This window comes from Rhodococcus sp. NPDC056516 (assembly GCF_042794655.1).
GTDB lineage: Bacteria > Actinomycetota > Actinomycetes > Mycobacteriales > Mycobacteriaceae > Rhodococcus_F.
Genome location: NZ_JBHTTG010000010.1, coordinates 17206 through 36143, shown reverse-complemented (window position 1 = coordinate 36143; position 18938 = coordinate 17206). Strand labels below are relative to the sequence as shown.

Genomic DNA, 18938 nt, shown 5'->3' with positions numbered 1-18938 from the left:
ATGCGCCATGAGTGCCGGCTCCCGGCATCGGCCCCTACTGTGGCACGAGACACCCGTACTTGTGGGTATTACGCCGAACCTGAATCGGTCATGTGTCGTTTGACAGGTCGACCTAACCCAGGCGCCGCCCGTCGGTGGTGGCGAAAATGTGCACCTTCTCGGGGTCGACGCGCAGGTTGACTCGCTCGCCCTTCTGCGGCGGGTTGCGCCAGTCACCACGCGAAACGATCTGCTGCAACCGTCCGCCGATCGTGGTCCGGCCGTAGACGTAAGCGTCCGAGCCGAGTTCCTCGACGACGTCGACCTCCATCGGCAGGCCTTCGGGGGCGATCTCGAGGTGCTCGGGGCGAATACCCAGGACAACCTCGGTTTCGACGACGCCGTTCATCGTCTCGCGCGGAACCGGAACGATCCCGTCACCGAATGCGACGCCGCCGTCGACAACCGGAAGGGTGAAGAGGTTCATCGCGGGCGAACCCATGAAGCCGGCGACGAAGACGTTCTTCGGCTTGTTGTACAGCTCGCGCGGCGAGGCGCACTGCTGCAGGATTCCCTTTTCGAGGACGGCGACGCGGTCACCCATCGTCATGGCCTCGACCTGGTCGTGGGTCACGTAAACCATCGTCGTCGCGAGGCGTCGTTGCAGCTGAGCGATCTGCGTACGCGTCTGCACGCGGAGTTTCGCGTCGAGGTTCGAGAGCGGCTCGTCCATGAGGAAGACCTGCGGCTGGCGGACGATGGCGCGGCCCATCGCCACTCGCTGACGCTGGCCACCGGACAGCGCTTTGGGCTTGCGATCGAGGTACGGCTCGAGATCGAGCATCTTCGCGACCTCTTCGACGCGGGCGCGGATCTCCGTCTTGTTGGTTCCGGCGAGCTTGAGCGCAAAACCCATGTTCTCGGCCACCGACATGTGCGGGTACAGCGCGTAGTTCTGGAAGACCATCGCGATGTCGCGCTCTTTCGGCTCCTGACCGGTGACGTCTCGGTCGCCGATGAGGATGCGTCCGCTGTGGACGTCTTCGAGCCCGGCGAGCATGCGCAGGGTTGTCGACTTTCCGCAGCCGGAGGGTCCGACGAGGACGAGGAACTCGCCGTCCTCGATCTCGAGGTCGAGCTTGTCCACTGCCGGAGTGTTCGATCCGGGGAACAGGCAGGTGGTGCTCTCGAAAGTCACTGAAGCCATGACGGGGTTGATCCCTTCTACCGGCAGGAACGTGCCGGACGATCCAAGTTGAGGGTGAGCGTGTGCGCTAGCAGCATAAACGTCCGTGTCGGTGCGCGAGCGTAGTCTTTCACGGTGAGTTCGGAGAAGATGCTGACCCGCATCGGTGCGCTGCTTCGCCAAGCGGAGTCCACCGACAATCCACACGAAGGCGAAGCCTTCATGGCCGCCGCGCAGCGGTTGGCCACCAGTTCCGCGATCGACCTGGCGGTCGCGCGTGCGCACACCGCGTCTTCGGAAAAACGTGCGACGCCCACGCAACGGCTCATCACCATCGGCGAACCGGGCAAGCGCGGACTGCGAACGTACGCCCAGTTGTTCATCGCGATCGCCGCTGCCAACGACGTGCAGTGCGATATCGCTCAGACGTCGGCCGTCATCTACGCCTACGGCTTCGCCGGGGACATCGACGTGTGCGAGGCCCTGTACTCGAGCCTGCTCTTCCAGATGGTGCGTGACTCCGACGCGTACGTGCGCTCCGGGGCGTACCGCGGCGAAACGTCCGTGCGGACCGTCGTCGAAACTCGTGGACGACGCCGCGTCAGCACGCAGGTCCGCAAGCCGGTCGCCGGAGTGACGGCGCGCCTGAACTTCCAGATGGCGTATGCGTCTCGCATCGGCGCTCGGTTGGCCGAGACGAAGCAGGAGACGGAGAAGGCCGCGATCGCCGAATCTGTCGCGTCCTCTTCGGAAACCGCACTCGTGCTGCGTAACAAGGAAATCGAGCTCAAGGATTACTACTCGTCCAACTCCAAAGCGCGTGGGACGTGGCGGGGCGGTGGCCGCGCGAGTGCCGGTCATTCCTCGCATGCTCGACGAGCGGGTGATCGGGCGGCACGCTCCGCACGTCTGGGTAACCTTCCGGAGATCGGCGGGGTGCGCGGACAACTCGACTCATGAGGGATACCCAGCGCAGTGCGGTCTACGAGGCAGAGACGTTGGTACGCACCATGTTCGATCGCGCCGACGAGCGCGGACTCCGGAGCGTCGAGGTGATGGGCTCCACCATCACGCTGCCGGTCGAGCGCAAATTCGGCTCCGTGGAGTCGGTACAGACGTACTGCGATCAGCTACTCGGATTGAACTGGGTACGGGAGACCTGGCCTCGCGCAACCGTTTCGGTGTCCGTGCGATCCCGAGCCGGCAACGCTGCCGCCCACTACTCGAACGACGTCATCGCCGTTCCGGACGACCGTGACGGCCGGTGGGCACTGCGCGAATTCGTTGTCCTGCACGAACTCGCGCACCACCTCGGCGACCCCGCCTCCGACGAGGCTTCCCACGGGCCCGAGTTCGTCGACCGCTACACGAGCCTTGTCGGCGAGATCATCGGGCCCGAGGCGGCCTTCGTTCTTCGAGCGATGTTTCTTGCCGGTGGTGTTCGAACGGACTAGATGTTAGCCCTCGGCGAACCCGGTGGTGTCCGAACCGGTCGGCTGGAATACTCGGCCTATGGATGCGCCGCGCAGATTAGTCCTGGTCAAGGATGGGTCCGAACATCCCGATCCAGCTGTTGCCGTGCGCAAACCCCCACTGATTCGTGAAGCCTACGGACGAGTGCTGCGGGAGGTTCGACGCGATCAGGACCGAACTCTCGACGACGTAGCCGCAAAGGTCGGGATGTCGAAGCAATACCTCTCCGAGATCGAACGGGGCAAGAAGGAACCGTCGTCGGAAATTCTGCGCGCAATCTGCGAAGCGCTCGGGATGCCGCTCGAGCACCTGCTGTTCCGAGCGGGCAACAGGATCGTTGCACTCAACTCCCTCACCTTCGGGCACTCTCCCGCACCGATCTCGGGTCCCGTCCTGATGGCGGCCTGATCAGTAGGGCGACCCAGTCAGTTCCCTTCGATGAGGGTGTCGGCCAGTCCGTAGGAGATTGCGTCGTCGGCGGTGAAGATCCTGTCGCGATCGGTGTCCTTACGCAGTCGCTCGACGCTCTGACCGGTGTGCTTACTCAAAATCGCCTCGGTCTGCTCCCGGATTCTCAGGATCTCGGCTGCTTGAAGCGCGAGGTCCGAGATGGTGCCACTACCTTGCGTCGACGGCTGGTGCAGCAGCACCCGCGAATGGGCGAGAACATGCCGATGGCCGGGAGTACCGGCGGCGAGAAGCACTGCAGCAGCCGACGCCGCTTGCCCCATGCAGTACGTGGAAATCGTCGGTTTCAAGAACTGCATGGTGTCGTAGATCGCGAGCATCGCCGTGGTGGAACCGCCGGGAGAGTTGATGTACAAACCGATTTCGCGATCGGGGTTGTCGGCCTGCAGATGCAGCATCTGAGCCATCACGACATTGGCGACGCCGTCGTCGATCTCCGTACCCAGAAAGACGATGCGCTCGTTGAGCAGCCTGCTGAAGATGTCGAAAGACCGCTCACCCGTTGGTGTTCGCTCGATGACACTGGGAATCGTGTACTGGGACATGACGTCACAATCCGATCTTGGGGAAGGTGGCTTGCGGGGCGATCTCGGCGAAGGACGTCACGACGCGGTCCACGATTCCGTACTCGCGCGCCTGCTCGGCCGTGAACCAGCGGTCTCGATCGCTGTCGGTCTCGATCTCTTCGACGGTCCGGCCCGTTTCGGCGGCAAGGATTTCCTGCGATTGACGCTTCATCAGCTCGAGGCTCTCGGCCTGAATCGCGATGTCCACCGCAGTCCCACCAATACCTGCGGAAGGTTGATGCATCATGATGCGGCTGTGCGCCAGGCTGATTCGCTTGCCGTGGGTGCCGGAGCAGAGGAGCACCTGGCCCATGCTGGCCGCGAAGCCCATCGCGACCGTCACGACGTCGTTGGGGATGAGCTTCATCGTGTCGTAGATGGCCAGACCGGCAAACACCGATCCGCCAGGTGAATTGATGTAGAGCACGACGTCGCGCTTGGGGTCGGTGGTGGCGAGGAGCACCAGTTCCGAACACACACGTTCGGCCATGGCGTCGTTGACCTCGCCGGTGAGCAGAATGGTTCGCTGTCGGAAGAGCCTGTCTGTCAACAGGTCACGGTAGCCGGTGTCGGTGGGCGCTTCAGTAGTCATGAATCCATTCCTACCGGCGCGGCGGTGCCGCGGCCCCGCCTGTCTGCTGTGGGCAGACCACCCCTGTCTACACCCCCCTGCTTGTGCCCCCCTGCATGTGCCCGCTGCCTTGGGTCCCACCCCGTTTCCGAGCGAACGGCATGTTCAGTCGATCTAAGGCGCCGAAAGTACCGTTCGCTCGAAACGGGGTGGGAAGAAAGCGGGCATACCGGTCACCAACTGCGGCGGTAGCGGTACCGCGCACACCCGGCCATGATGGGAGAAGACAACCATTCCTCTCGTCAGGAGCGTGGCATGACTCGTCCGGTACGCATCGGTGTTCAACTCCAACCCCAGCACGCACCCGACTACGGGTTGATACGCGACGCCGTCTTGCGGTCCGAGGACGCTGGAGTGGACATCGTCTTCAACTGGGACCACTTCTACCCGTTGACCGGCGATCCCGACGGAGCCCACTTCGAATGCTGGACCATGCTCGGCGCCTGGGCCGAGCAGACCGAACGCGTCGAAATCGGCGCCCTGGTCACCGGCGGTGGCTACCGCAATCCGGATCTGCTGGCCGACATGGCGCGAACCGTCGACCACATCAGCGGTGGACGGCTGATCCTCGGCATCGGCGCCGGCTGGTTCGAGAAGGACTACGACCAGTTCGGCTACGACTTCGGCACTCCTGGTTCACGGCTGAGACTGCTGGGCGAATACCTCCCACGCATCACGGGCCGCCTGGCGAAGGGCAACCCGCCGCCGACGCGCAACATCCCGGTCCTCATCGGCGGTGGCGGTGAGAAGAAGACCTTGCGCCTGGTCGCCGAGTACGCCGACGTCTGGCACAGCTTCGGCGACCGTGAGACACACCTGCGCAAGTCGGACATCCTCTCCGACCATTGCGCCGACGTGGGCCGGAACCCGCTGGAAGTAGAGCACTCGGTTCCGTGGCCTGGGCTCGAAAATGCAGCCGACCTGGTCGCCGACGGTGTCTCGCTCTTCACCGTCGGCGTCAGCGGGCCTGACTACGACCTGACGACGCTTGTCGAGGCCATCGGCTGGCGCGACGACAACACGGCACCTGCATTGAGCGGGCTGGCCTGAGCGGTACCAAGGACTTCGTCGTTGTCGGCGCCGAGAACGGGCGGCGCCGACGTCAGACGTGGTCTCTGGCCGGAGAAGTTGACCGGAAAGGCCACTTGCTTCAACGGTCCGAGCGTCGGATGGTCGACGGTTCCGACCATGCCGAGTGCGGCGGTGTGGGGATCGGAGTAGATCTCGTCGAGATGCCGGATCGGTGAGACCGGTACGGCGCGCTCGGCGAGCAGAGCGCACCAGTATTCGACGGTTCCGGACGCGAAAGCGCTGGTGAGTTCTCGTTCCAGACTCTCGCGGTTCTCCACCCGCTCGCGGTTGTGGACGAAACGAGGATCGGTCGCCAGTTCGCCTCGACCGATCGCCTCGCACAGCGACGCCCACATCGAGTCGTTGCCGACGGCGATGACGAAGTACCCGTCGCTGGCAGGAAATGCTTGGTAGGGAGCAAGATTCGGGTGGCCGGAGCCCAACGCCGTCGGGCGCTCACCGGTGGCGAAGTAACTGGTCGCCCAGTTCACGTGCATCGCGAGTTGGCACTCGTACAGCGACGTGGTCACGTACTGTCCGCGCCCGGTCCGACCCCGCTCGACCAATGCAGCCAACACACCGACCAGTCCGAACAGCGCTGCACCCAAGTCCCCCAACGCAAATCCGGACTTCATCGGAGCGCCACCTGGTTCACCGGTGAGTGACATGAGCCCACCCGCGGCTTGCGCGATCATGTCGTACCCCGGTTCGTCGCGCAACGGCCCCTCTTCACCGAAGGCAGAGATGTGCAGGGTGATCAGATGTGGGTATTGCTCGGACAGTGCCTGGTAGTCGAAGATCTTCTGTAATCCGCTGCCCGGCTTGAAGTTCTCCACGACCACGTCGGTCTCTTCGAGCATGCAGTGGATGATCGCCTGTCCTTCGGCAGACTTGAGGTCGATCGTCACCGACTTCTTGCCGCGGTTGATCGCGAGATAGTAGGCGGCATCGACCCCGACGAAGGGAGGTCCCCACGAACGTGTGGGGTCGCCGCCCTCGGGGTGCTCGATTTTGGTGACGTCCGCTCCGAGATCGGCAAGCGACATAGTTGCATACGGTCCGGCAAGGATCTTCGACAGATCGAGAACGCGGACACCGGCGAGAGGTGCGGGTCCTTGGGGAGAATTCACCGGTGAACTCCTGCCACAGAGAGGAACTCGGCGACAACCTCGCGTGCGTCATCCAACTTGACGTCGCCGCCATCGGTAATCACGTCGAGATTGCCGAGCGCAGCCGACGGCACCTTCCCGGCAAGACCGGCCAGGTAGGAGTTCGCCACCAACAGCGACCGGTACCCGCCACCTTCTCGGATGCCGTGGTCCGCAAGATCGAAGAGCAGGGTCACCATGACGGTACGAGCCAACTCGTCGGCATATTTTGCGCTGGCGGCCTGGGCGGCATCGTCAGATCCGGCAATCAGACGATCTCCCTCCTCGACCAGCTCCTCCCAACGCCGCAACAGAACTCCGGCCCCGGCGTCACAGTCAGGTCCGACAGTGGACAGGATGTCCGTCATCACTGCCGCGACCGTACGGTGCGAGCCGAACTTGCGCAGGCACCGAAGTACGTCCAGCGCAATGACATTGCTCGACCCTTCCCAGATCGAGCCGAGGTGGGCGTCTCTCACGAGTCGCGCGTTCACCCATTCCTCGATGTACCCGTTTCCTCCGCGGACCTCCATTGCCTCGCCGGTGACCACCCGCGCGCGTTTGCAGACAAAGTGTTTGGCGATCGGCGTCAGTACCCTGATCAGCGCGCGCGCCTGTTCGTCCCCTCCGTCTGCAGCCTGGAGACACTGTGCGCTGTACGCGACCAGAGCCAGCGAGGCTTCGGCATCGAGCGCAAGAGGAAGAAGAGTCGCCCGCATCAACGGCTGATCGAAGAGCTTCTTACCGAACACGACTCGGCTCTTCGAATGTTCGACGGCTTCGCGGACTGCTCGGCGCATGAGAGCACTCGACCTCATCGCATTGGACAGGCGAGACGTGTTGACCATCTCCGCCATCTGGCGGAACCCTCGATCGAGTTCGCCGACCTGGAGTGCGTGCGCGCGGTTGAGTGACACCTCGCCGCTGGGCATGGAGCGCGTGCCAAGCTTGTCCTTGAGTCGATCGATCGTGAGGTTGTTGCGTTCGCCGGATTCCAAAGTCTTGGGAACCATGAACATTCCGACTCCACGCGTCGAACCATCCTGTCCGCCTGGGAATCGTGCGAGGGTGACGATCACGTCGGCGTCAGGGTTGGAGGCGAACCACTTCTTACCGGTGAGGACCCATCCGTCACCGTCGCGCTCGGCACGCGTTTCGGTGCAGGCGATATCGGTGCCGGCCTGTATCTCGGTCATGAACATCGCACCCGTCTTCGCCTGCCCGGGGTCCGTCGACGTCAACGCGTCGATCCAGGGCGAGAACACGGCCGGATCACCGAACATACGCAGGGTCCGCGCAGCCGCATCGGTCATCGACACCGGGCAAGCAAGCCCGAACTCTGCCTGCACGAAGATGTACGACGCCAGGTACTTCGCGAGTGGAGCGGGCACGGAGTCCCATCCGTGCACGCCTTTTCGATGCGACATCGCGGAAAGGCCGTACTCGTTGTATGCCGCCCGGCACAGTTCCAGGTAGGCCGGGTGATAAGAAATCCGGTCGACGCGATCACCGGCCTTGTCGAACTGCTGAAGCACCGGCGGGTTCTTGTCTGCGATGTCGGCAAGCTCGGACAAACGGCCGGCGGCATCTCGGCCCAGTCGGTCGAGCAAGCCGTTCAACGTCTCTCGGTCCGCCCCGGCGGTCCATCTGTCCACTACCGCTGTCAGAGCGGGGTCGGTGTGTGCAAAGTTCATCAGTGGTCAACGCCTTTCAGGGTGGAAGCATCAGTCATGTTCGAGGAGCTCGTCGACTCCAGCCCTTGCCCGTGCAGCGCACTCCTGCGCAACAAAGCAGTCATACAGACAAGGGAGAGAACGACATACACGAGCCCTAGAGCTACGACCGGCCAGATCGAGTTGGTTCGCGTCAGCAGATACTGGCTGACCATCGGGGCCGTTCCGGCGAATACGGCCGTCGACAGTTGGTACGACAGGGAGATGCCCGTATACCGAACGTTGGTGGGGAATACCTGCGCCAGAATGCCGGCCAGCGCGGCGTAATACATTGCGTGAGGCGCCGTCGCGAGGACCATACCCAGAATCGCCAAGGGCACGGAGCCCGTCTGAACAAGCACGAACATCAGTGGCAGGAGCACGAGTTCCGGGAGCAGCATCCAACGGACCGCTTTCGACGGATCGATCCGCGTGGCCAGCACGGCGCCGAAAGGCTGTACGAGCGTCTGGGCTATCAGTGCCACGGTGATCACGAGGAGGAAGTCGCTGCGCTCGAATCCGAGATCCGTTGTCGCCCATGAGAGCGCAAAGGTTGTCTTGACGTACGTGATGGCAACACCGGCAACCACAGCGCCGACACCGAGAGCAAGTTCGACGGGATGCGAACGAAGGACCTCTACCAGCGGCATCCGTGTACGTTCTTGTGCCGCAACGGCCTTCTTCATCTCGGGCGTCTCCGAGATATGCAGTCTGATGTAGAGGGCGACGATGACCAAAGCTGCAGATCCGAGGAACGGCAGACGCCAACCCCACGACTCGAACACGGAATCGACATCAACGTCAGGCCGAGGAAGGCCAGCGTCGCGAGCAGGTTGCCGACCGGTGAACCCTGCTGCGCAAACGCACCGTAGAGCACCTTCTTCTTCGGGGGAGCGAACTCGGTGGCGATCAGTACGGCACCACCCCATTCGCCGCCCATGGCAATGCCCTGGAGAACGCGAAGTGCAACAAGCAATATCGGTGCCCAGATCCCGATCTGGGCGTACGTAGGGAGGAGGCCGACCCCGACAGTTCCCAACCCCATCAGCGCGAGGGTGATGATCACGGCGTTCTTGCGGCCGAACTTGTCTCCGAAATGACCGAAGATCACTCCGCCGACCGGGCGAGCAACGAATCCCACGGCAAAAGTTGCGAAGGCTGCGAGTGTCCCCACCGCCGGCGACGCATCCGGGAAGAACAGCGGGCCGAGTACCAAGGCGGATGCGGTTCCGTAGATGTAGAAGTCGAACCATTCGATGGTCGTTCCGACAAACGCTGTGATTCCGGCCTTGCGCGCCTGTTTGGTGTTGTACTCAGGCGGATTAGTGTCTTGACCTGGGTGTTGATCCACGGTTCTCCCTGATTCTCGCGTCGGGCATCACCAAGGGATGCAATGTGAGGCGTGAATCACTATCGTCCGAAATCCATGTAGAGTCCAAGACTTAGTTCGACTCATTTATGTGGGCAAACCACATAATGAAATGACGGGAGTAGAGACGTGGAACTTCGTCAACTGCGCGCGTTTCTCGCAGTCGCCGACGAACTTCATTTCGGCCGCGCTGCCGAGCGACTCCACATCGGGCAGTCCCCGCTCAGCCAGACCATTCGCGCGCTCGAGCGCGAACTCGGTACCGACCTGTTTGTCCGGACCACCAGATCAGTGCAATTGACCGCAGCCGGCGAAGCCTTGGTCACGCCCGCTCGGATCATCGAAGCGCAGATCGCCGTCGTACGAGATATCGCATCGGCCGCGTCGACCGGCGAGACAGGCCGTGTCACAGTGGGTTTCGGCGGAACGGGCGGCTACACGGTGCTGTCGGCCCTCACACGATCGCTGGCCGACTCCCATCCGGGAATCGAACTGGAACTACGGCCGCAGATGTATTCGGGTGAAGTACTCGACGCTCTCCGACGCGGAACCCTCGACATGGGCATCGTCGGCCTGCCTATTCCGCGCGGATTCGAGACACACACGGTGCGGGAGGAAACCTTGATGGTCGCGGTTCCGGCCCGGCATCACCTCGGTACGCATGACTCGGTGTCACCGGAAGACCTCGCAACCGAGCGATTCGTGATGTATCCCGCCGAGCACGGCTCGGTGGTGCGTGATGCGACGTTGTCCGTTTGCGCCACAGCAGGTTTCACGCCCACCGTCGCGCACGAAGCCCCCGATCCGTACAGCCTGTTAGCCATGGTCGGAGCGGGGGTCGGGATCGCCGTCGTCGTGGAGTCGACGGCGCATCTGTCCATGGACGGGGTCGTGTACCTGCCGATCGCCGGGGCCACGCCCACGCTGAAAATCGCGATGGCATGGCGACCGAACAATCCGACGCCGGCAGTACACACCGTCACGAGGGTACTGAGGGAGCAGCCTTAGGCTCTCGCGAGAATTCCGGCGAAATCTGTTCCCACAGGCAGAGTTCCGTACTCGTGACCACGGTCGGCGCCGAGGCGAGCGGCAATGAACGCATCGGACGAGGCGGCCGGGGAGTGGCGCACCATGAGCGAAGCCTGCAGTGCCAACGCCATAGCCTCGACGACGGCCCGAGCGCGGAGTTGAGCGTCGGCGGGTGCCATCGTGGCGAGCTCACCGAGTTGGCGTCGTACCCGATCGAGGTGCTGATCGAGGACCGGGTTGTTGCCGCGAGCGAGGTTGACCTCGTGGTCGAAGGCGGCAACGGAATCGCGTTCACGGGTCATGGCGCGCAGGACGTCGAGTGCGATGACGTTGCCCGACCCCTCCCACACGGCCATGACGGGCTGCTCACGGTAACGACGGGCGAGCGGGAAGTCCTCCGTGTAGCCGTTGCCGCCCAGGCATTCGAGGGCTTCGTATGAGTGGTGCGGACCGCGCTTGCAGATCCAGTACTTCGCAACGGCTGTGGCGAGTCGGCGGAAAGCCTTCTCCTGCTCATTCGCGTCCTCGTCCTGCGCACGGGCCAATCGCAGAGCGGTGATGGTCGCGGCCTCGGATTCGAGAGCCAGGTCGGCAAGCACCGACGTCATGGCCGGCTGATCTGCCAGGACGGCACCAAAAGCGCTGCGGTGCCGTGCATGCCACACCGCTTCGGCCACCGACTGACGCATACCTGCCGTGCTGCCAAGGATGCAGTCGAGTCGCGTCTGGGACACCATTTCGATGATGGTCCGCACACCGCGTCCCGGTTCACCGATCATGGTGCCGACGGTGCCGTCGAGTTCGATCTCGGACGACGCGTTGGACTTGTTGCCCAGCTTGTTCTTCAGACGCTGGATACGGAAGACGTTGCGTGTTCCGTCCGGCAGAATGCGGGGGAGAAGGAAGCAGGAAAGTCCCTCGCCGGCAGCACCTTCGGCCTGAGCGAGGACCAGGAAGGCGTCGGACATCGGCGCGGAGCAGAACCACTTGTGTCCGGTGAGCAGGTAGTCCGCACCCGGGCCGCCACGTCCGGCCGGCTTGGCGATGGTCGTGTTGGCTCGCACGTCGGAGCCGCCCTGCTTCTCCGTCATCGACATTCCGAAGATCGCGGATGCCTTTCCGGGAGCGTCCAATTCGGGGGTGTAGCTCCGCGATAGGGCTCGCGGCGTCCAGATGGCGGCCACGTCCGGTTGCAGCTCGAGCGAGGGGATCACGGCGTGCGTCATGGAAATGGGGCACGCGTGGCCCGGTTCGACCTGGGAGAAAAGCATGAATGCCGCGGCCCGTGCCACGTTGGCACCCGGCTTCGGGTCAGCCCACGCAGACGTATGGGCACCGTGCGCAACGGCAGCAGAGATGATCCGGTGATACGACGGATGGTATTCGACCTCGTCGATGCGGTTTCCCCAGCGATCGAAGGTCTTCAATTCGGGGATCACCGTGTTGGCCAGCTCGGCGTCGTGCTGGAACCCGGCACTGCCGACCAGTTCACCGATATCGGTGAGTTCGCTGGTGGCCCAATCGGCGTCGTGGCGCGCGACGCCTTCGGCCAGGACCGTATCGAGCAGGAACTCGTTGACGTCCGTGCGCGGCACCGACTGGTTGAGCACTGCATGGGTGCGATGCGGAGCCGGGTGGGTGACGGTGTTCTCGGAGACGGTCTTCTCGGAAATATCAGTCATGACAGGCCTTTCAGCTCGCTGCGCGGATGAGGTGCTTCTGGATCTTGCCGGTCGGTGTACGCGGAAGAATCGTCGCGAACACCACTTCACGCGGAATCTTGTAGCGCGCCAACTTGTCCGAGAGGTAGTCCTTGATGTCGTCGGCGCAGATGACATCCGGTTCACGCCAGACGACGTGCGCGACGACGGTCTCGCCCCATTCTTCGTTGGGTTTTCCGACAACGGCGACGTCGACGACGTCCGGGTGGCCGGAGATCACGTCCTCGACCTCCTTGGAATAGACGTTCTCACCGCCCGTGATGATCATGTCCTTCGCACGGTCGACGATGAAGAGGTAGCCGTCCACATCCTTGCGCGCCAGATCGCCGGTGCGATACCAACCTCCGTCGGCAAATGCAGCCTTCGTGGCAGTGGGGTCGTCGAGGTACCCCTGCATGACGGTGTCGGCGCGCAGCCAGATCTCACCGATCTGATCGGGCTCCGCGTCGGTACCGTCATCGGCAACCAGGCGCAGGTCGACGCCGGCCAGCGCGACGCGCCCGATCGACCCCGCCTTGCTCAACTGCTCTTCGGGGTACAGCACAGTGCCCACGGGCCCGGTCTCGGTCATGCCGTAGACCTGCCGGAATTCGGTGGTGCCGTACGACTCCACCAGCCGCCGCGCGACATCCGCACCGATCGGCCCGCCGCCGTACAACCATGCACGAACGCTTCCGAGGTTGTAGTCGGCAAAGTTCGGCACGAGGTTGAGTGCAGTGGTGTAGATGACCGGCGGTCCGAAGCAAAGGGTAATACGTTGTTCCTGAACAGTTTCCAGGAATTTGACGGGGTGGTACTCGCGCAGCAGCACGACGGTTCCGCCCATGTAGAGCGTGGACATGAACCAGTTGTTGAGCGGGGAAGCGTGCCAGATCGGGACGGCCATGAGCAGTCGCTCGTCCCGAGTCGTCGACACGGCGAGGGCCGCGGTGACGGCAACACCGACGACGTTGCGGTGGCTGTGGACGCAGCCCTTGGGCGAGCCGGTAGTCCCCGAGGTGTAGAGGATTTCAGCCGGATCGTTCTCGTCGATGTCGATACCGTCAACACCCTCCTGGCGGGTGATGGCGTCGTCGAAGAAGTCGAAACCGTCTGCGACAGAGTCTGTGCTGATCAGTTTGGCTGTCGTCTCCAATCGACCGACAACCGGCGACAACTCGCCGTCGAAGACGCACACCGACACCTTCGCGTGCTCCAGCACGTAGGCAACTTCGGGCGTCTGCATCTTGTGATTGATGGGGACCACGACGGCGCCCAAGCGCCAGGCACCGAGCATCGCGTACACGAATCCCGGAGTGTTGTAACACATCAGCGCGACGCGGTCACCCGGCTGCACGCCCAGCGTCTGCAAATAGCCCGCGGCACGGCGACTTCCATCCTGAACCTCGGAGTACGTGTGATCGTGACCGCCTGCGATCAGGAAGGGTTTGTCCGGGGTCTTGGTGACGTTGCTGTCGAATACGCGAACGATATTCATCGAAGTCCTTGTCGGAGAATCACGCTCGAAGAGAGTTCATTCCATCGAGCTGTTGAGTACGGCGTCGGGTATCTGGAGGGTGGCGAAGATGACGGCAACCGCCTCCTCGAGGGAGTAGCCGAAGCTTTCGCCGGTGGCAGTCTTCTGGATGACGAGGCCGAAGATCGCAGACCAGAAGGCCTTGGACTCGACGTCGATGCCCGCGCGCAGCTGCCAGCCGGTGCGGATCAAGGTACGGAGGAGGGCGGTTTCGCCCGAGGAGTGCAGAGTGCGAAGCGTTTCGGAGATCAGGTCGCGAAGTTCACCACGACGACCCGTCATCATCATCGCTTCCACGAAGAGTTCGACGCTGGGAGCGCCCGAGCCCAGGAGGGATCCGACCAGCTTCTCGGTGTAATCGCCGACCGTGTCGGCGTCGGCGGCATCGACCTCGGCACGCTTGCCTGCGCGCAGAACGGCCGCGCACGCCACCTCGACGAAGAGCTTTTCTTTGGAGCCGTAGTAGTAGGTCACCTGGTTGGGATGGGCGCCGGCGGCCGTGCAGATCTGCGCGATGGAGACGCTGTCGCCGTGCTCGAGGAACAGCTCGGTTGCGGCGTTGAACAGCGCCATGCGCGTCTGCTTGCCCGACTCACGCGTCGCGCGCGCTGCGGGAACTGCCTCGGTGGCCATCGCGAACTCCTACTTGTTTGTACGACAAACAATAACTCGGCGTTGTTTGTATGGCAAACAATTTCTTCCCGACGCGATGACATGTCGACTTCTATCGACATGTCTGATGTGCGGGATTACTCTCTGAACATCGAGCACCCGAGAACTTCGGCTTTTCTGCGAGGAGGCGCCCTGCAATGCTCGCGCGATCCGGCTTCTCCCTGCCCACACGCACGACTCTCACGGGCGACTGGGCAGATTTGTTGCGCGAGCATTTTGTCGCGCTCGACGTATCCGATATCGAAGACGGCGATCGATTCAGCGGGGCCGTCCACTCGGCCCAACTCGCACACGTTCGGGTATCCGCAGTTCAATCGATGGAACAACGAATAGTCCGTAGCAACAGCCTCATCAAAAGCGACGGCGCGGACTATCTGCAGATCGGGATGATCCGCCGAGGTAGCGCGGTAGTGCGCCAAGACGACCGCGAATGCGTCCTGCGACGTGGCGACTACGTCCTGTACGACACCACGCGCCCCTTCGATTGGCAGATCGAGGGACACGCACACGACGGCATCTGGGGACTCGAGGTGTTCACCTGGCCACGGTCGTACCTGTCGCTCAGCGACGCGGAGGTCACGAGCCTGACCGCCATTGCCTTCGACGGACATGCGGGCCTGAGTGGCCTGCTTGGTCGCTTTCTTCACGATCTTGCCTCCGTCCGCATGACGTCCGACGCAAGCGGAGACGAAGAGGAAGTCGTCAACGAGATCGGCAACCTGGTCAAGTCCGTTCTTCACACAACTGCGCGACCGATCACCTCGCGGCGAACCAGCCTCTACGAATCCGCCCTGTCGGTCATAGACGCCCACATCGCAGACCCGGCCCTGTCTCCGGTGGACATCGCGGGATCGGTCAAAGTCTCCATTCGCCAGTTGCACCGAGCCTTCGCCGAACACGGCACGACGGTGTCACGGTCGATTCGCAGCCGTCGACTCGACGGTTGCCGTCGTGAGATCGTGCAACGAAACGGAGTAGAGCGGTCGCTGACCCAGATTTCTCACCGCTGGGGATTCACCGACCTTGCCGCCTTCAGTCGAGCCTTCAAGGCGGAATTCGGGATCAGCCCGCGGCGATACCGGTCGCAAGCAGCGGCCCCCACAAGTACTACCCGCTGATCTGTAACATCTTCGGACACTTACCCATTGAACATGGTGTTCAAAATTCTCTGTCGCCGAAGCGTATCCACAATTCTTGGCACGGTAGGCCAAGCATCGGGCGCTGACGGCCAAGTTTGCTCGGCTGAGCGGGCGTAGATTTTCGGCACGGCGTTGCCAAGTGCCAGGCACCCGATTCGACCACCTACATCACAGGGAGCACTCATGGAATCTGCAATCGGCGAACACCTTCAATGCCCGCGCACTCTGACCAGGCGGGTTCCGGATACCTATACGCCACCGTTTCCCATGTGGGTCGGGCGCGCAGACGACACATTGCAACAGGTCGTGATGGGCTATCTCGGCGTGCAGTTCCGCGGCGAGGATCAGCGCCCGGCAGCGCTGCAGGCGATGCGGGATATCGTCGCCGGCTTCGACTTGCCGGACGGACCGGCACACCACGATCTCACCCATCACATCGACAACCAGGGCTACGAGAACCTGATCGTGGTCGGTTATTGGAAAGATGTTTCTTCCCAACATCGTTGGAGCACATCACCTCCAGTGGCCTCCTGGTGGGAGTCCGAAGACCGCCTGTCGGACGGATTGGGGTTCTTCCGCGAGATCGTCGCACCGAGAGCCGAACAGTTCGAAACGCTCTACGCGTTCCAAGACGACCTCCCCGGGGTCGGAGCCGTCATGGACGGCATCAGTGGCGAGATCAACGAGCACGGCTACTGGGGTTCGATGCGCGAGCGGTTTCCGATCTCCCAGACCGACTGGATGCAGGCCTCGGGCAAACTGCGGGTCGTCGCCGGTGACCCCGCCGTAGGTGGACGCGTAGTAGTGCGGGGACACGACAACATCGCACTGATCAGGTCCGGGCAGGACTGGGCCGACGCGGAAGCGGACGAGCGCAGCCTCTACCTGGACGAAATCCTGCCCACTCTTCAATCGGGCATGGACTTCCTCCGCGACAACGGCCCGGCCGTCGGGTGCTACAGCAACCGATTCGTACGCAACATCGACATCGACGGAAACTTCCTCGACTTGAGCTACAACATCGGCCACTGGGCCTCGCTCGACCAACTCGAACGGTGGTCGGAATCCCACCCGACCCATCTACGGATCTTCACGACGTTCTTCCGGGTGGCCGAGGGCCTGTCGAAATTGCGTCTCTACCATGAGGTCTCGGTATTCGATGCCGCCGATCAGCTGTACGAGTACATCAATTGCCATCCCGGGACCGGAATGCTGCGCGACGCGGTGACCACCGCCGCGCACTGACCGAAGTCGCCGGAAATCTTCGGCCACGTTCTTTCCCTCGGAGGCAACTCGAGATATGTTGACGAGTGTCGACATATCTCAGTAGAGACCATCGAGGAAGCGCGGACAGCAGACAGTGACTACTCAACGAAACGAAGAGTTGGCGTTTGCTGTGCTGGCCGACCAAGTGCGTCGACAGATTCTCGACACGCTGGCTACCCACGGCGAGTGCAACGCGGGCTTCATCAGCGATCAAATTTCGACGGTCGGTCGCACCACGGTATCCACACATCTCAAGGCGCTGCGGTTGTCCGGAGTGATCGTCGAACGGCGTCAAGGACGTCATCGCCTGTTCTCGATAGATCCGTCGGGGCCCGCCAACGATGCACTCCAGTTCCTGCGCGACGTCCTCGGGCGAGCGCTGGAAGCAGGTTCGAACGCCTCCGAGTTGCCGACCACTGCGACTGAGGATTCCGACGCGGCTTCGGTGCGTCGCCGGGCGTGAGGCCCTGTTGAGCCCCAGCACCTATTTCAGGCAGGAAGTAGAACGTGCCAGGTCTCTCCGTAACGGCACAGATCGTGACGACCGACCCACCAGGGTCAGCCTTCGAGCGCCTCGAAACGGGGCAACTGCTCGAACTCGAATGTGAGCAACTTACGGTCGGGGCCGCTGCCGCCATCTCCCTTCCCGTCGGCGACGGCGCACGCGCAGATCTAGCCGGAATGCCGATCACGCTGTTGGGATACGTCGCCGGCGTGAAGCGGGGCCGATCGGTCGTAATCGTGCACCACCAACCGTGGCGCGGCCGCCTGACGATCCGGTTCTTTCCCGACGGCACCGGGACCAGGATCGTTCTCGAGTCCAGCCTCGATCAGGACGGCATTTCCTGGCTTGCCAACAAGCGCGGATTCGCTCCACCCGAACCTCCGCGTTCCGACCGACATCGGATCGGGCTGCTGGTCAGCAAATCCGGCCCGGCAGCTGTATTCGCCCAGGCAACAGAACAACTCGCAGCCCTGGCCGTGGAAGAAATCAATGCCGACGGCGGCGTCGGCGGCGTTCTCGTCGACTTGATAATAGGCGATGACGCTTCCGACTCGGCGGCCGGAGCGGCGACCGCACTGCGACTGGTGAAAAGCGGATGTCGCGCCGTTTTCGCGTGCGTGACATCGTCGACCTTCAATGCCGCTGCATCTGCCTTGCAGAACACCGGTGTGCTGTTGGTGCACACAGTTCTCAACGAGGGAGGTCGATCGCGTCCGGGAGTCCTTCGATTGGGTGAGCGACCACTCGACCAGACGCGAGCGGGTATACCCGCAATGATGTCCGAGACCGGTTCTCGCACTTGGTTCCTGGTCGGCCAGCAGTATTCGTGGTCGTTCGGAGCACATTGGGCGGCCCGGCGTGTGATCGCCGAATCCACAGGTTCGGTGGCCGGCGAAATCTACGTACCGTTGGGGACAACCGACTTCTCACGCATCATCGAGTCGATAGCCGACTCCGGGGCCGAACTGATTCTTTCCACCCTGGTCGGCCATGACGAGGTCTTCTTCGAACGACAATGCGCCCAGCACGGACTGCGGGCCACCACGCGGACGTTTGCATTGGTCCTCGACGAGGCCACTCAGCAGCTCATCGGCAATTCCGATGCCGACGGAGTCTGGGCGGCATTCGGCTACTTTCAATCCGCAGCCGGCGATCACGACCTCGAAAAGCGATACAGCGCGAGCTCGAACGAACTCCTGCCTCCGCTCAGTTCCCTGTCGGAGACAACGTACGAAGCGATCATCGCTTACGCACGCGCAGCCGAAGGAACGTCGGCAGGCGATCCGGAAACAGTACTTCGGCAGCTTGTCACGACGTCGAAAAGCTCTACGAACACCGGTGTTCCACTGCATCGACCGATTTTGCTCGCTGAATCACGCCGTGGGCGCCTGCACCCCCGCTCTCTCTGAGCGCGCGTAACCCGAACTTAACGAGTCAATATGTCGATACCTATTGACGCAATTATGGATCCGGCCCTAGTCTGAAAG

17 protein-coding genes and 1 pseudogene are annotated in these 18938 nt (G+C 62.7%); 9 read left to right on the top strand and 9 right to left on the bottom strand.

Annotation, left to right across the window (positions count from 1 at the left end):
- Nucleotides 1–112 precede the first annotated feature (112 nt).
- Nucleotides 113–1186, bottom strand: coding sequence for an ABC transporter ATP-binding protein (locus tag ACFQ6Y_RS27550; protein ID WP_378639678.1), 1074 nt, complete (start codon nucleotides 1184–1186; stop codon nucleotides 113–115).
- A gap of 114 nt (nucleotides 1187–1300) precedes the next feature.
- Here ACFQ6Y_RS27550 and ACFQ6Y_RS27545 point away from each other — a divergent pair, with 114 nt between their 5' ends.
- From ACFQ6Y_RS27545 to ACFQ6Y_RS27535, 3 genes are read left to right on the top strand one after another with little or no spacing between them, the layout of a single operon-like run.
- The gene (locus ACFQ6Y_RS27545; protein ID WP_378639676.1) at nucleotides 1301–2125 is read left to right on the top strand and encodes a DUF2786 domain-containing protein; all 825 of its coding nucleotides are present in this window, start codon (nucleotides 1301–1303) and stop codon (nucleotides 2123–2125) included.
- Nucleotides 2122–2619, top strand: coding sequence for a TIGR04338 family metallohydrolase (locus ACFQ6Y_RS27540; RefSeq protein WP_378530033.1), 498 nt, complete (start codon nucleotides 2122–2124; stop codon nucleotides 2617–2619). The genes ACFQ6Y_RS27545 and ACFQ6Y_RS27540 overlap by 4 nt, the downstream gene beginning before the upstream one ends.
- Nucleotides 2620–2677: 58 nt before the next feature.
- Nucleotides 2678–3046: a helix-turn-helix domain-containing protein gene (locus ACFQ6Y_RS27535; protein ID WP_217018135.1), complete on the top strand. Its 369-nt coding sequence runs from the start codon at nucleotides 2678–2680 to the stop codon at nucleotides 3044–3046.
- A 17-nt stretch (nucleotides 3047–3063) separates the two neighbouring features.
- On the opposite strand, the gene ACFQ6Y_RS27530 is transcribed toward ACFQ6Y_RS27535, so the two are convergent.
- Entirely contained in the window at nucleotides 3064–3651 is a 588-nt protein-coding gene (locus ACFQ6Y_RS27530; protein ID WP_003945993.1) for an ATP-dependent Clp protease proteolytic subunit, read from the bottom strand.
- Between the two features lie 4 nt (nucleotides 3652–3655).
- Nucleotides 3656–4264, bottom strand: a complete 609-nt coding sequence (locus ACFQ6Y_RS27525) for a ClpP family protease (RefSeq protein ID WP_007735229.1) — start codon at nucleotides 4262–4264, stop codon at nucleotides 3656–3658.
- 294 nt (nucleotides 4265–4558) lie between these two features.
- Between ACFQ6Y_RS27525 and ACFQ6Y_RS27520 the strand changes: the two genes are divergently transcribed.
- Nucleotides 4559–5353, top strand: coding sequence for an LLM class F420-dependent oxidoreductase (locus ACFQ6Y_RS27520; protein ID WP_378639671.1), 795 nt, complete (start codon nucleotides 4559–4561; stop codon nucleotides 5351–5353).
- Here ACFQ6Y_RS27520 and ACFQ6Y_RS27515 read toward each other — a convergent pair.
- The 3 genes and pseudogenes from ACFQ6Y_RS27515 to ACFQ6Y_RS27505 all read right to left on the bottom strand — a co-directional run bounded on the left by ACFQ6Y_RS27515 (nucleotide 5275) and on the right by ACFQ6Y_RS27505 (nucleotide 9585).
- On the bottom strand, nucleotides 5275–6504 hold the full coding sequence (locus tag ACFQ6Y_RS27515; RefSeq protein ID WP_378639669.1) for a CaiB/BaiF CoA transferase family protein: 1230 nt from the start codon (nucleotides 6502–6504) through the stop codon (nucleotides 5275–5277). The genes ACFQ6Y_RS27520 and ACFQ6Y_RS27515 overlap by 79 nt on opposite strands.
- Nucleotides 6501–8216 (bottom strand): acyl-CoA dehydrogenase family protein, encoded by a 1716-nt coding sequence (locus tag ACFQ6Y_RS27510; RefSeq protein WP_378639666.1) that lies wholly within the window; start codon nucleotides 8214–8216, stop codon nucleotides 6501–6503. The genes ACFQ6Y_RS27515 and ACFQ6Y_RS27510 overlap by 4 nt, the downstream gene beginning before the upstream one ends.
- Nucleotides 8216–9585 (bottom strand): annotated as a pseudogene (locus tag ACFQ6Y_RS27505) (MFS transporter). The gene ACFQ6Y_RS27510 and the pseudogene ACFQ6Y_RS27505 overlap by 1 nt, the downstream one beginning before the upstream one ends.
- A gap of 147 nt (nucleotides 9586–9732) precedes the next feature.
- Here ACFQ6Y_RS27505 and ACFQ6Y_RS27500 point away from each other — a divergent pair.
- Nucleotides 9733–10611, top strand: coding sequence for a LysR family transcriptional regulator (locus ACFQ6Y_RS27500; RefSeq protein WP_378639663.1), 879 nt, complete (start codon nucleotides 9733–9735; stop codon nucleotides 10609–10611).
- On the opposite strand, the gene ACFQ6Y_RS27495 is transcribed toward ACFQ6Y_RS27500, so the two are convergent.
- Genes ACFQ6Y_RS27495 through ACFQ6Y_RS27485 form a run of 3 tightly spaced genes read right to left on the bottom strand, consistent with a single transcriptional unit; the run spans nucleotide 10608 to nucleotide 14502 of the window.
- On the bottom strand, nucleotides 10608–12314 hold the full coding sequence (locus tag ACFQ6Y_RS27495; protein WP_378639661.1) for an acyl-CoA dehydrogenase family protein: 1707 nt from the start codon (nucleotides 12312–12314) through the stop codon (nucleotides 10608–10610). The genes ACFQ6Y_RS27500 and ACFQ6Y_RS27495 overlap by 4 nt on opposite strands.
- 10 nt (nucleotides 12315–12324) lie before the next feature.
- The gene (locus ACFQ6Y_RS27490) at nucleotides 12325–13830 is read right to left on the bottom strand and encodes a class I adenylate-forming enzyme family protein (protein ID WP_378639658.1); all 1506 of its coding nucleotides are present in this window, start codon (nucleotides 13828–13830) and stop codon (nucleotides 12325–12327) included.
- A 36-nt stretch (nucleotides 13831–13866) separates the two neighbouring features.
- Complete coding sequence (locus tag ACFQ6Y_RS27485) at nucleotides 13867–14502, bottom strand: TetR/AcrR family transcriptional regulator C-terminal domain-containing protein (RefSeq protein WP_030537647.1); 636 nt, start codon at nucleotides 14500–14502, stop codon at nucleotides 13867–13869.
- Between the two features lie 176 nt (nucleotides 14503–14678).
- Between ACFQ6Y_RS27485 and ACFQ6Y_RS27480 the strand changes: the two genes are divergently transcribed.
- The 4 genes from ACFQ6Y_RS27480 (at nucleotide 14679) to ACFQ6Y_RS27465 (ending at nucleotide 18860) form a co-directional block, all read left to right on the top strand.
- Nucleotides 14679–15659 carry a helix-turn-helix domain-containing protein gene (locus tag ACFQ6Y_RS27480; protein ID WP_378639655.1) on the top strand — a complete coding sequence of 327 codons (981 nt, stop codon included), beginning with the start codon at nucleotides 14679–14681 and terminating at the stop codon, nucleotides 15657–15659.
- Between the two features lie 204 nt (nucleotides 15660–15863).
- Nucleotides 15864–16925: a phenylacetaldoxime dehydratase family protein gene (locus ACFQ6Y_RS27475; protein ID WP_378639652.1), complete on the top strand. Its 1062-nt coding sequence runs from the start codon at nucleotides 15864–15866 to the stop codon at nucleotides 16923–16925.
- Between the two features lie 115 nt (nucleotides 16926–17040).
- On the top strand, nucleotides 17041–17409 hold the full coding sequence (locus ACFQ6Y_RS27470) for a helix-turn-helix transcriptional regulator (RefSeq protein WP_020909773.1): 369 nt from the start codon (nucleotides 17041–17043) through the stop codon (nucleotides 17407–17409).
- A gap of 44 nt (nucleotides 17410–17453) precedes the next feature.
- A complete protein-coding gene (locus ACFQ6Y_RS27465; RefSeq protein WP_378639647.1) occupies nucleotides 17454–18860 on the top strand; it encodes a substrate-binding protein in 1407 nt (468 codons plus the stop codon).
- The last annotated feature ends 78 nt before the right edge of the window (nucleotides 18861–18938 follow it).

What these genes read in the sequence shown, in the direction of transcription:
- ACFQ6Y_RS27540 (WP_378530033.1), top strand. Translation starts at nt 2,122, where the DNA reads ATGAGGGATACCCAGCGCAGTGCGGTCTACGAGGCAGAGACGTTGGTA.
- ACFQ6Y_RS27520 (WP_378639671.1), top strand. Translation starts at nt 4,559, where the DNA reads ATGACTCGTCCGGTACGCATCGGTGTTCAACTCCAACCCCAGCACGCA.
- ACFQ6Y_RS27535 (WP_217018135.1), top strand. Translation starts at nt 2,678, where the DNA reads ATGGATGCGCCGCGCAGATTAGTCCTGGTCAAGGATGGGTCCGAACAT.
- ACFQ6Y_RS27495 (WP_378639661.1), bottom strand. Translation starts at nt 12,314, where the DNA reads ATGACTGATATTTCCGAGAAGACCGTCTCCGAGAACACCGTCACCCAC.
- ACFQ6Y_RS27510 (WP_378639666.1), bottom strand. Translation starts at nt 8,216, where the DNA reads ATGAACTTTGCACACACCGACCCCGCTCTGACAGCGGTAGTGGACAGA.
- ACFQ6Y_RS27530 (WP_003945993.1), bottom strand. Translation starts at nt 3,651, where the DNA reads ATGTCCCAGTACACGATTCCCAGTGTCATCGAGCGAACACCAACGGGT.
- ACFQ6Y_RS27550 (WP_378639678.1), bottom strand. Translation starts at nt 1,186, where the DNA reads ATGGCTTCAGTGACTTTCGAGAGCACCACCTGCCTGTTCCCCGGATCG.
- ACFQ6Y_RS27525 (WP_007735229.1), bottom strand. Translation starts at nt 4,264, where the DNA reads ATGACTACTGAAGCGCCCACCGACACCGGCTACCGTGACCTGTTGACA.
- ACFQ6Y_RS27485 (WP_030537647.1), bottom strand. Translation starts at nt 14,502, where the DNA reads ATGGCCACCGAGGCAGTTCCCGCAGCGCGCGCGACGCGTGAGTCGGGC.
- ACFQ6Y_RS27490 (WP_378639658.1), bottom strand. Translation starts at nt 13,830, where the DNA reads ATGAATATCGTTCGCGTATTCGACAGCAACGTCACCAAGACCCCGGAC.
- ACFQ6Y_RS27480 (WP_378639655.1), top strand. Translation starts at nt 14,679, where the DNA reads ATGCTCGCGCGATCCGGCTTCTCCCTGCCCACACGCACGACTCTCACG.
- ACFQ6Y_RS27475 (WP_378639652.1), top strand. Translation starts at nt 15,864, where the DNA reads ATGGAATCTGCAATCGGCGAACACCTTCAATGCCCGCGCACTCTGACC.